At 36.7% G+C, this 14,864-nt stretch carries 17 protein-coding genes; 2 read left to right on the forward strand and 15 right to left on the reverse strand.

From position 1 onward, the window contains the following. Positions 1 to 26: 26 nt before the first annotated feature. The 8 genes from HB912_RS06395 to HB912_RS06430 all read right to left on the reverse strand — a co-directional run bounded on the left by HB912_RS06395 (position 27) and on the right by HB912_RS06430 (position 6,722). Positions 27 to 719: a cyclic nucleotide-binding domain-containing protein gene (locus tag HB912_RS06395; protein WP_185373094.1), complete on the reverse strand. Its 693-nt coding sequence runs from the start codon at positions 717 to 719 to the stop codon at positions 27 to 29. Positions 720 to 935: 216 nt separating this feature from the next. Next, positions 936 to 1,685, reverse strand: a complete 750-nt coding sequence (locus HB912_RS06400; RefSeq protein WP_036071068.1) for an SDR family NAD(P)-dependent oxidoreductase — start codon at positions 1,683 to 1,685, stop codon at positions 936 to 938. 168 nt (positions 1,686 to 1,853) lie between these two features. Next, positions 1,854 to 2,585 (reverse strand): MIP/aquaporin family protein, encoded by a 732-nt coding sequence (locus tag HB912_RS06405; protein ID WP_036071070.1) that lies wholly within the window; start codon positions 2,583 to 2,585, stop codon positions 1,854 to 1,856. A gap of 329 nt (positions 2,586 to 2,914) precedes the next feature. After that, positions 2,915 to 4,282: an Nramp family divalent metal transporter gene (locus HB912_RS06410; RefSeq protein WP_185373096.1), complete on the reverse strand. Its 1,368-nt coding sequence runs from the start codon at positions 4,280 to 4,282 to the stop codon at positions 2,915 to 2,917. A 128-nt stretch (positions 4,283 to 4,410) separates the two neighbouring features. Further along, the gene (locus tag HB912_RS06415; RefSeq protein ID WP_185373098.1) at positions 4,411 to 5,550 is read right to left on the reverse strand and encodes a low temperature requirement protein A; all 1,140 of its coding nucleotides are present in this window, start codon (positions 5,548 to 5,550) and stop codon (positions 4,411 to 4,413) included. After that, positions 5,550 to 5,828: a GNAT family N-acetyltransferase gene (locus HB912_RS06420; protein ID WP_036071337.1), complete on the reverse strand. Its 279-nt coding sequence runs from the start codon at positions 5,826 to 5,828 to the stop codon at positions 5,550 to 5,552. Before HB912_RS06420 ends, HB912_RS06415 begins: the two co-directional genes overlap by 1 nt. Beyond that, positions 5,828 to 6,076: a (4Fe-4S)-binding protein gene (locus HB912_RS06425; protein WP_185373100.1), complete on the reverse strand. Its 249-nt coding sequence runs from the start codon at positions 6,074 to 6,076 to the stop codon at positions 5,828 to 5,830. The genes HB912_RS06420 and HB912_RS06425 overlap by 1 nt, the downstream gene beginning before the upstream one ends. Positions 6,077 to 6,095: 19 nt before the next feature. Continuing rightward, positions 6,096 to 6,722, reverse strand: a complete 627-nt coding sequence (locus HB912_RS06430) for an MBL fold metallo-hydrolase (protein ID WP_185373102.1) — start codon at positions 6,720 to 6,722, stop codon at positions 6,096 to 6,098. A gap of 144 nt (positions 6,723 to 6,866) precedes the next feature. On the opposite strand from HB912_RS06430, the gene gloA reads away from it, so the two are divergent. Continuing rightward, on the forward strand, positions 6,867 to 7,253 hold the full coding sequence (gloA, locus tag HB912_RS06435; protein ID WP_036071079.1) for a lactoylglutathione lyase: 387 nt from the start codon (positions 6,867 to 6,869) through the stop codon (positions 7,251 to 7,253). A gap of 28 nt (positions 7,254 to 7,281) precedes the next feature. Here gloA and HB912_RS06440 read toward each other — a convergent pair whose 3' ends face one another. Further along, complete coding sequence (locus HB912_RS06440) at positions 7,282 to 8,328, reverse strand: nucleoid-associated protein (RefSeq protein ID WP_185373103.1); 1,047 nt, start codon at positions 8,326 to 8,328, stop codon at positions 7,282 to 7,284. A gap of 56 nt (positions 8,329 to 8,384) precedes the next feature. Between HB912_RS06440 and HB912_RS06445 the strand changes: the two genes are divergently transcribed. Continuing rightward, a complete protein-coding gene (locus HB912_RS06445; RefSeq protein ID WP_185373105.1) occupies positions 8,385 to 8,684 on the forward strand; it encodes an MGMT family protein in 300 nt (99 codons plus the stop codon). Between the two features lie 2 nt (positions 8,685 to 8,686). Here HB912_RS06445 and HB912_RS06450 read toward each other — a convergent pair whose 3' ends face one another. The 6 genes from HB912_RS06450 to spxA form a co-directional block, all read right to left on the reverse strand. Further along, positions 8,687 to 9,478 (reverse strand): Cof-type HAD-IIB family hydrolase, encoded by a 792-nt coding sequence (locus HB912_RS06450; protein ID WP_185373107.1) that lies wholly within the window; start codon positions 9,476 to 9,478, stop codon positions 8,687 to 8,689. Between the two features lie 152 nt (positions 9,479 to 9,630). Then, a complete protein-coding gene (locus HB912_RS06455; RefSeq protein WP_185373109.1) occupies positions 9,631 to 9,885 on the reverse strand; it encodes a GlsB/YeaQ/YmgE family stress response membrane protein in 255 nt (84 codons plus the stop codon). 580 nt (positions 9,886 to 10,465) lie between these two features. Next, entirely contained in the window at positions 10,466 to 12,277 is a 1,812-nt protein-coding gene (gene pepF, locus HB912_RS06460) for an oligoendopeptidase F (RefSeq protein ID WP_185373111.1), read from the reverse strand. A 71-nt stretch (positions 12,278 to 12,348) separates the two neighbouring features. Continuing rightward, entirely contained in the window at positions 12,349 to 13,461 is a 1,113-nt protein-coding gene (locus HB912_RS06465; protein WP_185373113.1) for a competence protein CoiA family protein, read from the reverse strand. Between the two features lie 125 nt (positions 13,462 to 13,586). Next, a complete protein-coding gene (gene mecA, locus HB912_RS06470) occupies positions 13,587 to 14,249 on the reverse strand; it encodes an adaptor protein MecA (RefSeq protein ID WP_185373115.1) in 663 nt (220 codons plus the stop codon). Positions 14,250 to 14,446: 197 nt separating this feature from the next. Then, positions 14,447 to 14,842 carry a transcriptional regulator SpxA gene (gene spxA / locus HB912_RS06475; protein ID WP_036071091.1) on the reverse strand — a complete coding sequence of 132 codons (396 nt, stop codon included), beginning with the start codon at positions 14,840 to 14,842 and terminating at the stop codon, positions 14,447 to 14,449. Positions 14,843 to 14,864: the final 22 nt, after the last annotated feature.

Consider the following 14,864-nt stretch of genomic DNA (forward strand, 5'->3'; position numbering starts at 1 on the left):
TTATCACCCCCTCAAAGCATCAACTACTATAAGTAAATCCCCTGACTTTCCTTTACAGCTTGTCTTAGCTTCCTGAGATGAATGACAATTTGTCGTTTCTTCAAGAAAATTAATCGTTCGTCTACTAGCCTTTTACAAATTTTTGAGAATGCTGTAGCATCGAGATCACAATAATCTGCAAGAAAATAATGATTGATCACCGTTGGAAATTGGTAAAAGTCTTCTTCTCTTTCAGCACCCAGCGAATAAGCAGCATTAATTAAACCAATTAAAACACGGTCTCTTTGGTATTTTCCGTTTATCCCCATCTTCACAACAAACTGATGTAATTGTCCGGTCAATTTTTTTAAAATGAATTCTGTAAAGACGGGACGAATTGATAGATAGTCCAAAAAATATTGTTTTTCAACTGAAATAAGTTCACATTTATCGAGCGCTTTAAGTACAAATTGATTTTCTTCTTTTGAAACAAACACTCTGTCAAAATCAACTAGAGCCTCTCCTGCATAAAAACCAATAGCCCTTTCTTGCTTTTTCACATGCATAAATTTCACAATATAACCTTGCTTCAAAAGAATAACGCGTCCATAGTCTTCCGCGATTTGTTCATTTTTGTGATACTCCTTACGTTGCACCTGTTCTCGATTCAGTGAATTCTGCTCTAACTCTTGAATGATATCTTCAATAGTTACCTCTTTTTTTATTTCTTTTCTGTACATATTTCCACCTCTTTTTTTAAAATATCACTTATAAATGTTTTTTAAGTTGTAAATAAACATATTTATTGTGATTTTTGTTAAAAATTTGTTACTAAATTGCTTTTTATGTATAAGTTTCCATTTTTCTTTGTTTTTCATCCTTTCTTTTGTTGCTATTTAAAACACAAAAAAACTTCTTGGATTTCCTCCAAGAAGTTTTTCAGCATAACTATCATCTTACATCGTAAGTGCTCCACCGTCTATTAAGTACTCTCCGCCAGTGATGAAGCGTGCCTCATCAGATGCTAAGAACAAAACGCAGTAAGCGACATCAATTGGCTGGCCAATATACGGAAGCGCACCTGTTGATGCCGCGTGTTCTCTACTTTCCTCTGTTTGTAGCACATCTTTAAGCATTGGTGTATCAATCGTTCCAGGATGTACAGAATTAACTCGGATAGATTCTTTACCGTACGTAAGTGCTGCGTTCTTAGTTAGCGTACGTACAGCTCCTTTACTAGCGTTATAAGCAGCTCCACCAACACCATAAATGCCGGCTAAAGAGGAAATATTCACAATAGATCCCCCACCATTTTCTTGCATATTTGGAATAACGTATTTCATTCCCAGAAATGTTCCTGTAGTATTAATAGACAAAATCTTTTCAAATTCTGCTTTACTAATTTCTGTTACAGTTTTAAAACTCAGGATTCCGGCGTTGTTTACTAGAATATCAATTTTTCCAAATGCCTTAATTCCTTCGTCCACCGTTTTTTGCCAATCTTCCTCACTTGAAACGTCTTGTTTCAGCGCTAATACGGTTCCACCATTTCCCTTAATTTTATTTGCAAGCTCATTAATCCCTTCTTCTTGCAAATCTGTAATAATGACTTTGGCACCTTCTTTTGCAAATAATTCTGCTTCGGTTGCTCCTTGTCCACGTGCTGCTCCTGTAATTAATGCTACCTTACCATCTAAACGCCCCATTTAAACTTCCCCCTTTTTTTATTATAAATACTACAATTTGAGTATACAAATATATGTAAACGTTTACAAAATATATGCTTATACAATCATTCACAACCAAAAATTCTCTTTATCTGCAAACAACAAAAAAGCTGATGAAAAATTCATTTCATCAGCTTTAACTTTTGATTATAGGAAAACGACTTTATAAAGTAAGATGGCTAAGATAGCTGCAAGGATTGGGGCAGCAACAGGAATCCATGCGTAGTTCCACTCCGAACTTCCTTTATGTTTTAGCGGAAGAAGGGCATGTAAAATACGCGGTCCAAGGTCACGTGCTGGGTTAAGTCCTGGTCCAGTCGGTCCACCTAGTGAAGCCACTAGCGTCCAAACTAAGAAACCTAAAGCTAAATGTGCCGTTCCTAAATTATCTGCGAAAAACGGTGCCTTGGTGATGCCTAGAGCACCAAAGAATAAAACAAAAGAACCTACAAATTCATTAACGAAACCATTTGTTTTGCTTCGAACAGCATTGATTGTTGAAAAAGTTCCAAGAATATGATCCGGTGTCGTTGTCCGGTCATAATAAGGTTTGTAACAAGCAACTACAATTAATTGGCCAACCATTGCACCTGCAAACTGGGCAATGATATAAGGAACAACTTCTCCCCAAGGGAAAAGCCCTGCTACAGCAAGTCCAATTGTAAATGCTGGATTAATGTGGTTCCCGCTAATTCCACCAAACATCATGGCTGGAATCATAACCCCACAGCCGTAACCAACTGCGATTAGCATCCAGTCACTTCCAAATCCTTTCGTTCCTTTAAGATCAACGTTAGCTACTGCACCGTTCCCCAAAATAATTAAAAGTGCTGTACCAAAAAATTCAGCGAGTAGCCGCGTCATAAGCGTGTAATCCATCCAAACTCCTCCATTTGCTACAAATTTCACAAAAATATACGAAACGCTTCTTTTGAACCACGCAAAACTTTCTATGCTGTGAAATTTAAAAGCAAATCAAGTTGCAAACTGTTAAAAAGCGCACGATTAAATACATTATACCTCTCTCCAATAATTTATCAAGTCATAATTTATTTATTTGAAAACGATTTACTTCGCATATTTCTCGACTTGAAAGCGCTGTTTTTAAAAATTAATTTTTTTTAAACAAAAAAATCGCAAATAAAAAACACACAAACCTCATGAAGACCCCTTCAATCAGTTTATGTGTTTTTCTATCTCTTTTTCTTTTATCCTAAGTCTTGACCTGTAATAAAGATATAACCTAATAGGAAAATATTTAATGCCACAATAACCGCTGTGACAATCCAAGCAATAATTTGGACGGGAATCGAATTGGCAAATTCTCCCATCTTTTTCTTGCTACTCGTGAAAAGAACGAGTGGGACTACAGCAAATGGTAATTGCAAGCTAAGAATAACTTGGCTCCACAAGAGAAGCGATCCTGTTCCTTTAGCACCAGAAATCAGCGTCACAATGAAAACAGGAATAACCGCAAGGAGTCTCGTAATAACCCGCCTGAGCCATGGTTTAATCCGTAGATGAATAAATCCTTCCATAACAATTTGGCCGCTAAGCGTTCCCGTGATCGTTGAATTTTGTCCAGATGCAAGGAGAGCAACGGCAAAAAGTGTACTAGCGAGGCCAACACCAAGAGTAGGTCCCAAAAGCTTATAAGCTCCTTCAATTTCAGACACCGCAAGCCCAGTACCATGAAAAGCTGCTGCACCAAGGATTAAAATCATGGAATTAATAATAAAAGCAATCGTTAATGAAAACGTGGAATCGATCTTAGCAAATCGAACAGCTTCACGTTTTCCTTCCGCAGTCCGATCATACTTTCTTGTTTGTACGAGTGACGAGTGTAAATATAGATTATGAGGCATAACTGTTGCCCCTAAAATCCCAAGAGCAATAAAAAGCATAGCAGGGTTTGTAACGACTTCGGCATGTGGCAGATAGCCTTCTAGTAAAGGCCCCATTTGTGGATGTGAAGCGACCATTTCAAAGGCAAAGATTACAAAAATAGTTGCCATTAAGACGATAACAATCGATTCAATGATTCGGAATCCCTTCCTTTGTAGCATCAATAAAAGTAGCACGTCTAATGTCGTAATCGCCACCCCGCCGAGAAGCGGTATCCCGAACAACAGATTCAGTGCAATTGCTGAACCAATGACTTCTGCAATGTCAGTAGCAATAATTGCTAATTCAGTTAATATCCATAAAACAAAAGACGCCTTTTTTCCAACAGAAGCTCGAGTAGCTTGAGCTAAGTCTTTCCCCGTTGCAATCCCAAGTTTAGCAGAAAGCGACTGCAAAAACATCGCAATTAAATTTGAAAGTAATATAACACTCAAAAGGGTGTACCCAAAACGTGCTCCCCCAGCAATCGATGTTGCCCAGTTACCAGGATCGACGTATCCAACTGCTACAAGGGAACCAGGTCCCATAAAAGCAAGTAATTTTCTAAAGAAGCCGGCATTTTTGGGAATTGCAATGGAGCTATTTACTTCTTCTAAGCTCACATTATGTGTTTTTGAAACCCATGCTTCTTTTTTTGTTTTTTTGTTGAGTGTAAGTTCTTCTTGCTCCATAGCCAATCCTTCTTTCTCTTTTAACTACTCTTATTTTGCATCAGGGAAACTTTTTTGTCAAGAGGAAAGTAAAAAAGCCTCGGCTATCTTTCGATGGCTTATAAAAAAGAAGCTGAAATCAGATGATTTCAGCTTCTTTTTCTAACAGGCTTGCTGGACTGGAAACGAATTGTTAAATCAAATAAAGCACAAATTAAAATAGCGAGCAAACTCGTCATAAGTGGCAAGCTCGTTAATTGACTAAGTAAATAAAAGCAGATTAAAAGCCCAATAAGAGCTGCCTCTTTCCAAATCGAAAATTCAATTTCTTCTTTTTTATGAAAACCGAAAACAATTTGTTTAGCTACAAAAAACAACGCGACTGATCCATACAAAAACAAAAAGAGTAAACTTTTATTCAAATGCCCTAAAAAGAGTAAATGAATATTCGCTGCAAGCATCATAACAGCAATAATAATAAAATAATGGCCATATAAGAAAAGCTGACCGTTTGTCGCTCTGTTTTGATCAACAATATGTTCAAAACTATGGAAGTAAGATGCCCATAAAACAGCGATAATCACGAAGCTTAGAAAGACATAGAGTAACGTATAAGGATCTGTTACTTTTTCAGCAAGGATGCTTGTTATTGCGACAATGGTTTCTCCGAAAGTAATGATAACGAAAAGTCCGAAGCGCTCTGCTAAATGCGGGAAATGGACAGGAACTTTTTGTAATTTCTTCCCGTTTAGGAGCGGTAACAAAATGTCTAGGAAAATGCCGGCATACATGATGAAAAATCGGATATTACCGTTAAAGAAAATCGAGCTAAGAGAGATTAGGATGCCTACTAGGAACAATGAGCCTAGCAGGTTGGCCACTTGTTTTTGCTCACCATGGAGTTTTTTGGTTGCTACAAAATACTGGATAACGGTGAACAAACGAATACCCGCATAGCCGATGATAAAGGTATAGAATGTGTCTGCAAATTCTAGATCAAAACTTGCGGTCATCAAAATGAGAAAGAACATCTGGCTAAGCATGAAAACTTCTGGGCGGCTTATTTTCTTGCCAAAACGGTTGTAAAACATCGTTTGTCCCACCCATGCCCAAAACATCGGTGTCACCATTAGCAAATATTCGCCAAAGTATAACAGCGTGTGTTCAGGGTGATGATCTATCGTAACAAGCAGGTGAGTGGTTGATGAGACGGCAGTGACGAAAATTAAATCAAAAAAGAGCTCAAGCCAGGAGACTTTTCGCTCTTCAAAAATTTGTTTTTTTATCATTAGCGGTTCGCTTCCACTTCTTGGTACTCCACTTTTTTCTGGAATTCAGATTTTGCGAACGGACAAAGCGGAATCACTTTTTTATTTTCATTTTTGGCTTTTTGAACGGCACGTTTTACAAGTTCCTGTGCAATGCCTTGTCCTCTCGCCTCATCGATTACACCTGTATGGTCGATGATAAACATCGTTTCGCCAGCATTTGAAAAGGTGATTTCGCCCACTTCTTTCCCCGATTCATTAACTGCGTAGATACGATTTTCATCATTTTTATATTCAATCATTTTGCTAGGCCCTCTTTCTGAATATATTGAAGTGCTCCACTCGGACATGTATCAATGACTCGCATGACTTCTTCTTTTGAAGCGTTATCTGGGAGTATCCACGGTTTTCTGTCCAAATTAAAGATTTCCCCATTTCCTCGCACACAATTTCCTGAATGCTCACAAATATGGGTGTTAAAGTAAACATCTACTTCTTCCCCGTGGTATTTACGATATCCTTTTTCAAGCAACTCTTCTTCAGTCATTTAAGCCTTCCTCCGTTTCTTAATTAAAAAATGGATTTGTCTCTTTTTCATGCCCAATCGTGCTTTTCCCGCGATGTCCCGGGTAAATCACTGTCTCATCTGACAAGGTGAAAAGTTCGCGCTGAATACTTTCAAGTAACATTTCCTGATCGCCTGTATAAAGGTCTGTACGTCCTATGCTACCGTTAAAGAGTGCATCACCAACAATAGCAAAATCGTCAAAAATAAAGCTGACGCTCCCGATTGAGTGCCCTGGCGTTTCCACAACTTTAAAGCGCATCCCATTAAAATCATATGTTTTTAATTCAAAAGTAAAATCAGCGGGTTTCGCTTCAATGACCTGCAAGCCGCGGCTTGGTAATGAAATAGATAAATTAAGTTCAGGATTGCCTAACCACTCCGCTTCTTTAGGGCTGACATAAACAGGAATCTGATATTTTTCTCGAATCGTATCCAAAGCTCCAATATGGTCATAATGCGTGTGAGTGAGCAAAATAGCAACTGGAGTTGCACCTGTCTTCTCAATCATAGCTTCAATTCGTCCTGGTTCACTGCCCGGATCAATGACAAGAAGCGACTTCCCATCATGGACGACATAGGTATTTTCTTCTGCAATACCTGTTACAATATGTTCAACATTCAACATAAAATTACCTCACTTCTGCGGATTTCTATACAAATTATAACAACCCTAGGCTAGAAAAGGAAATAATCATTCTCGAAATTTGTTTTTCTGTCAGCGGTATACTAAAATGATGTGGAAGGTTATTGTTTTAAAGGAGGAAATAAAATGACTAAAATGTTACATACATGTATTCGTGTTCAAGATCTTGAAAAATCCCTTGAATTTTATGAAACGGCTTTTGGTTTAAAAGAAGTTCGCAGAAAAGATTTCCCAGAATATGAATTCACACTTGTTTATCTTGCTTTTTCTGAAGGTGGCTTTGAATTAGAGCTAACTTATAATTACGATAAAAAAGAGCCTTACGAATTAGGAGATGGATACGGCCACCTAGCTGTTGGCGTTGACGATTTAAAAGCTTCTCACGCGCTTCATCTCGAAAAAGGTTACACTGTAACTGACCTTAAAGGACTTCCAGGTAGCGAACCTAACTATTACTTTATTACTGATCCTGATGGGTATAAAACGGAAGTCATTCAAAATCATACGTTATAATAAAAGCTGCGCCATTTTGGCGCAGCTTTTATTCATCATAATAGATAATCATGTAATTTCTGCCACGATCATTATCGTAGCCTTGAACGAAATCGGCTTCATCGAGGTTCTCTAAGTCTTTTATGGTTAGTGTGATATTTTTTCCAAGTTTCAACGTTTTTCGGACTTTCTTATTTAATTTTTCAGCCCGCTCCTCATCCACTTCAAATTCTGCAGGAAAATGCAGATTATTTTCTTGTTCAAAATTTTCGACCACCGTTTTGAATTCCGCTTGTTTAATCGGGTCTTGTAAAGCTTTTTCTGTAAAAGAATCCATTTGAATATTCTCTTCTTCTTGTAAATACTCGTTGGCTGCTTTTACAAATTCCGATTTTTCAAGAAGTGATTCTTCTTTTTGTTTAATATAATCGGTACAAAGTTCAACAAAGTTTTCCGTTAGAAATTTATTATCTGCTGTTCGCTCAACACTTAAAAATCGATCTTTCCAATAAATCGAATCATTTTTTGTTAACTTGCTCAAAACGAGGACTTTTCCGCCTTTTTCAGCTTCAGCATTTAAAATTAAGCACCCTTTATCAAGATCAGCCCCTGTAATCCCTTTCTCATAACTAATGGCAAATTCTTTCCCGTTAAAATTATTTTTTAAATAAACTTCTTTATTTTCTACTTTAAAAATACCTAATCCGCTACACATCTCCCCATCAATCACCAAGCCTTCAATTTCGAAAATCCATAAATCTCCACTCTTAATATTGGGATGTGTAGAAACACTGTAAAGGTGCTTTAAAATATTGAGTGTGTCTTCTAAAAAGTGACTCGGGTCAGCGAATATATTTTGACTATATGTATACACTTCATTAAAATCTAAACTGGTTTCATGAGCAAAATGAAAATAATCATCTGTTTTGAAATTTTCAAGAAAAATGTTGAGCAATGTCACGTTTAGGTCTTCAGGAAAGTCAGTCAATATATTTTGTGCAACTTCATAGCCCTCTTCTTGTGCCTGGTTTCCAACGAAATGAATCGCCAATTTTTTTATTTTAGCATAAGTAAAATCCAAAAGTTTCTCCTCCATTTTTTCCAAAAATAACGAGGTTTTGCTATACTTAAAATCAAAAGGAGTCGATTGATTTGGCAAAACCAGAATTTATTCAAGCTGTTTACGATATCATTTTGCAAATTCCCGAAGGAAAAGTAACCACTTACGGGCAAATTGCTTATATGACTGGTCATCCTAAAAATGCTCGATTAGTCGGTAACGTTTTAAAGCATACAGATCGCTCGCTTGACATGCCTTGTCACCGTGTTGTGAATTCATCAGGACGGACTGTCCCCGGTTGGGATGATCAAATTCGGCTGCTCAAAAAAGAACAAGTTCCCTTCAAAGAAAATGGCTGCGTCAATTTAAAAATATGCTTTTGGCAAGGCTAAACTTAAAAAAAGATTTTTTCCATTTGAGCAAGAACACCTGCTTCATTATTACTTGGCGCAACATGTTTAGCTACCTGCTTTACAGCATCTGGTGCGTTACTCATTGCAAAGCTCGTTCCAACAAGTTTCAACATCTCTACATCATTCCCACCGTCTCCAAATGCAGCAGCTTCTTCCTGCGTAAAGTCAAAATAGTCCAGCACAAACTGGATGGCATTTCCTTTATGCATGTTTGGCTGAATTAAATCGATGCTACCATGACCACTGCTCACTGGGATTGCAATGTGACTAATTTCACCATGTAGCTCTTCCAAAAGATATTCGGTCTCTTCTTCAGAACAAGAAAGAGCGATTTTCAATACTTCATCATCAATTTGGTCATAATTTTCAACCTTAAACATTACTGGACAATAGAACTCAATCGTTTTGATAAAATCATCTGGCACGGTATCCAGAATATAAGCCCCTTTTTTGCCGCATACAACAACTCGAAAATTCGTTTTAAAACTTAACACTTCTAAAATTTTCTTTACATCTGTTTTTTCAAACGAGCTTGAAAAAATTTCTTCTCCATGTTTTGTGACCATAGCGCCATTATCTGAAATAAAGGTGATTTTTTCTTTGATAGGTTCAAAAAATTGCACAAGCTGAACATACTGATTTCCACTTGCAACAACAAACTCAGCTTGCTTTTTTTGCATTTCGCCAAATATCTTGGCAAATCTGTCTTTATCATAATGTTTCTGATCATCCAAAAAAGTTCCATCCATATCCACTGCTACTAGTTTAATCATCTGTAACCTCACTGCTTCCTCTTGAAGGTAGTGCCTCCAAAAATAGTATTTGCTTCTATTTTAGCATAAAATACTACTCGATTTGACTTCTAAATATAGAAAAAGCTGTACCCATTTTGGTACAGCTTCAAATAATTTGTATCGAACAGGTGCTATTCCCTTTTTTGTGTTCCGATAAAAAATGATACGATAGCTACCAAAATAATAGCACCGATGATTGAAGGGAAAATTGCCATTCCAGCTACATGTGGCCCCCAACTTCCTAAAAGCTTTTCTCCAAGCCAAGAACCAATTAAACCGGCTAAAATATTTCCAATCCACCCTAGCGGCATTTTCCGACTTGTCAAAACGCCTGCAATAATACCAATAACTGCACCAATAATAAGCACCCAAATTAAATGAACCATCACATTCACCTCCCTGTATTTTTTACCTCTAAAAAAGTGAATTCAAACATTTTAAATGTTTTGTCTAGTCTCGGATAAGAAGTTAATTTCTAGGTTAAACGCAATAATTATTACTGTACCCTTCAATGAAGTGAATAATTCTGCTTCTTATATGGATTTTTAAGATGAAGAAAAAAATCAAAACAACGAAAAAAGCTGTACCACAAGGGGTACAGCTTCTTTCAGCGCAATCAAAAGGAGAAATTCACACAATCAAATAAAGGGGGTATTTGTTTGTGATTTATTTCACGGTATTAATATACCATATCTAAAAACATAATTCAATGCTTCACAAACTTTTTTTGAACAAATTTTTTCATCTTTTCCTTTTATTTATAATAATGAAAATCTAGTTTTTAATTTCTGTCCCACTATTCACAAGCAAAGATAAAAACAGTTTGCTAAGCTCGCTTTGTTTAAACGATTTCTTTCCATATAAATAAATAATACAGTATCTCAAATGTACAAAAAAAGAGGAAGCTTTCTCAATTAGCTAAGCTTCCCCACAAAACTTTTTTTGTAAATTTATAATTTCACAAAGTTAGTTTTCCAGTTTCTCAAGTTCTATTAATCGTTCTTCAAAAACTTTCAGTGCATCTTCAACGACTTGACTGCTTGTCATATCGACACCCGCACGTTTCAAAACTTCAATCGGAAAATCTGAACTTCCTGCTTTTAAATAATCCAAATAAGCTTCAACAGCTGGAGTTCCTTCCTTCAAAATTTTTGCACTCAATGCAGAAGCAGCAGAAAAACCAGTTGCGTATTGGTATACATAATAGTTCATATAAAAATGTGGAATCCGTGACCACTCATAACCAATTTCCGGATCATATTGAACGGCATCACCATAATAATTTTTATTAATCTTAAAATATTGTTCAGTCAAGAACTCCGCGGTTAAGGCTTCACCATTTTGATCAGCTTGGTGAATGAAGTGCTCGAATTCAGCAAATTGAGTTTGCCGGAAAACAGTTCCTTTAAACCCATCTAAATAATGATTTAGTAAATAGGCACGAACTTTTGGATCATCATATTTTTTAAGCAAATGGTCCGTCAAAAGATTTTCATTAGTAGTAGATGCAACTTCTGCAAGGAATATCGAATAATCCCCATAAACATATGGTTGATTTGTCCGCGTGTAATAGCTATGCACACTGTGACCGAGTTCATGAGCTAGTGTGAACACATTATCAATATTATTTTGCCAGTTTAACAAAATATACGGGTTTGTACTATATGCACCCGATGAATAAGCACCGCTTCGTTTTCCTTTATTTTCAACGACATCAATCCACCTGTTAGCAAATGCTTTTTTGAGTATCGCTTGATATTCTTCACCTAATGGTTTTAAAGCTTCTAAAACAACTTCTTTCGCTTCTTCATAAGTAAACTCCAGTTTCACTTCACTTGAAAGCGGCGTGTACATATCATACATATGCAAGTCATTCAAGCCTAAAATTTTCTTGCGCATTTCAACATAACGATGTAGCAATGGCAAATGCTCGTTAACCGTTTGTACTAAAGAATCATATACTGTTTCAGGAATATGATTTCCGGAAAGTGCCGCTTCTCGAGCCGACTTATAGCCTCTTACCGATGCATAAAAGTTAGATTTTTTCACCTGCCCATTCAAGGTTTGAGCAAGAGTATTTTTTAAACTTTCATAAACGGAATAAAGTCCTTTAAAGGCTTCCTCACGAACACGCCGGTCGCTACTTTCAAGTAGCTTCCCATAACGGCCATGCGTAATTTCAACTTCATTTCCAGCTTCATCACGGATTACCGGAAACTTCAAATCAGCATTATTCAATGTGCTAAATGTATTCGAGGAACTGCCAAGTACTTCTCCAGCACTCGCTAAAATTGCTTCTTCTTTTTCGGATAAAACGTAGGGTCGACTTAAATTTAACTCTTCAAGAACATGCTTGTATAATCCGAGCTCTGTATTTTCATTTAAAAATGTCTCAAGACGTGCTTCTTCGATAGATAGAATTTCAGGGTCAAAATAGCTCAACCCGGTAATAACTTGCGTGATCAAACTTCCTACTCGGCTATTCATTCCTTGATAAGTTGCATTCGCTGTGTCCTGATCCAGTTTTAAATGTGCATATACATACAGCTTTTCCAACCGATCAAAAAGTGTATCGCGAAATCTCAAAGCATTTAAAAGCGTATCTGCACTATTTCCGAGTGTTCCTTTAAATTGTTCGCTTTGCTTGCTTAATTCTTGAATATCCTTAAATTCTTTTTCAAAAGCTTCATCTGACGGGAAAATAGTTGTGAGATCCCAAGTCAGTTCTTCTGGCACTTCATTTCTTGCGGGCAATGCCCCTATTTTGCTCTCTGCCATCTTAAAACCTCCCCAAATCAATCTTCCTTTTCATTATGATCTAAAAATCATAAAAATGCAAAAATCATAAATTAGGAAAAAATTTGTGAATGTTGTCTCCACTTCATTTTTCTTTTCAAACGGTAGTTACAACTCGAAATTTCAACGAGTATTTCTTTTTCTTCTAGATAAAGAAGATATTCCTTTAGCAATTCTTCTGCCTCGTAATCTTGGAAGGTGAGCACTTTTAATGGGACCACACAAGCTCTAAATCGTTCTGCAATCGCTCTATACGCAAAATGCTCTCCTACTTCAAGTCGGTCAAAAAAATGAATCCAAAGTGAAAACTGCCACTCTACAGGAGCTGTATGAACAAGAAACTGTTTATCGAGCTGCACCCCAACTTGAAGTGGTAAATGATAAAGTGAAAATCCCGCATGATAGAGTTCTTGCATAAAATAACTGCGTGATTTATATTTTGCATAATAGTAGCAAAGTCGTTCTCGTTCAATTTCTCGATGTGGCTGATACTTCTTTCTTCTATGCCCTTTAACCGCCTTTATTTTTAGTTGCATTTCCTTTATTGAAATTGCCAGTGGAAGCACTAAACGCTCACCAAAAAAATATTTACTTCCCGCATGTGCAAGGTGATGAATACATTCTATTCTGCGTTTTTCTGGCTGAAAAAATAGCAAATAATAACCAAGCTCCTCACTTTTCCTTATAAAACATAGTTGAAAATTTGAAAAGGCATAACTAAATTTGTTTTTTACGATATCCTGACCTAGTAACCAAATCGGAATAAGCTTCTTTGACAAATAGTCCTTTGTCCGTTCCAATAACTGAGAAGGAGGAACAGTTGAGCACTGAAATTCAACGGCATATTTCCCATTAACGAGAAGATCCGCTTGACGGTTAATGGTTTGAAGAAAACTCTCTAATTGCACCTCAAATCCTTGATAGAGTAGCCAACGACTTAGTTCCTTCTTTCCAAGTAAATGCTTTTTTGTCTCTCCTTCTGAAGAAAAGCGACATCTCGTTCCTCGTTTATGCGCAAAGTGTGGCAACTTAATATCTCCACATTTAAGAATGAGTTCTTCTCCACACGCCGGGCAAAAAAACGGATCCGTCTTCGCTTTTAAATGTGAAATGTTTGCTTGTGTAGCTGTGAAATAATCGCCTTGTCTATTCTTTGCTGTAAACATTTCCAACATCCTTTACTAGTTTTATTTATTCACTTCGACAGTCTAGATGCAAATTCCTTTATTTATTTTAAAATCGCAAAAAAAGACCCGTTTCTATATTTTAGAAACGAGTCTTTTTTTATTTCTTAATCCATAAAATACTGTTTTACTTGTTCTAGTGCGGGATTATCAAAAATCAGTTTACCATATTCGTCTAGCATATAGCCTGTTAAATTCGACTCCGTGCCATATTCAAGCAATATACTGACCGTATTGTCAATGTTTGATTCATTATATTGAGTTTCAGGAAATTCCACATAAAGGAAGTATCTATCTTGATAAGCATAGAGTTTCGTATTCACATCTTGGAGTCCAGAAGCACCACTCATTTGAACTAAATCTTCAAAGTCGCTAAATGCCAAGACAAACTCTAACGTGTCCTCATCATCTTCTGAATCCTTATTAACTGGATTAAAGTTTTCTTCTAACATTTTCTCAATTCGTTCCTCAGTAGCCAGTTCATCTTGACTAGCTGAACTAAGTTCAAAGTTTTCTTCGCCTTGTTTCGACAAATTCGCCTTCGTTACAAATACTTCTAGACCATGTTTTAAAGCTTGGACTTGTATCCAGAGCGGACCTTCAGGAGTGAACTCTTCTTCATACTTCAGCTCATCCATCATTTCCCAAAAAAGCTCTTCACTCTTTTCGCGATCATACCAGACATCTTCCTGATTGAAGCCGCGCTCTTCGAGATCCAGATAAGAAATGTAAAATTTAATTGTATCCTCATTAATTCGTTCAATTTCCATCGTCACACTCTCCCTTCCAATTTAGTCATTGACAACGAAGGGTAAACTTCATACTTATATTTTATCTTATAATAGATGATTATACCACCTTTTATTCTTTTGGGCTCTTATCTTACCTCAAAATTAAATTTTGCGCAAGTTTCCGAACTGAACAAAAAAGCTGCCGAAAACCTTTTTAGATTTCCAACAGCTTTCAATTAGTTAACCATTTTTTGAGCTTCACGCAATTGATAAGTTCTTACTTTTCTTGGCAAGAAACGACGGATTTCGTCTTCGTTATATCCTACTTGGAGACGCTTTTCGTCGATAATAATTGGACGTCTTAAAAGCCCAGGGTTTTTCTGAATCAATTCAAAAAGCTCTTGCAGAGGCAAACTGTCTAAATCAACATTTAGCTTCTGAAATGTTTTTGAACGAGTTGAAATAATTTCATCGGTCCCATCTTCCGTCATACGAAGGATTTCTTTTATTTCATCTAAACTTAACGGTTCAGAAAAAATATTTCTTTCTTTGTATGGAATTTCATGGTTTTCCAACCAAGCTCGTGCTTTGCGACAAGATGTGCAACTAGGTGAAGTGTATAACGTTACCATTAGACATTCACACTCCTTAATC

The sequence above is a fragment of the Listeria aquatica genome, assembly GCF_014223975.1.
GTDB lineage: Bacteria > Bacillota > Bacilli > Lactobacillales > Listeriaceae > Listeria > Listeria aquatica.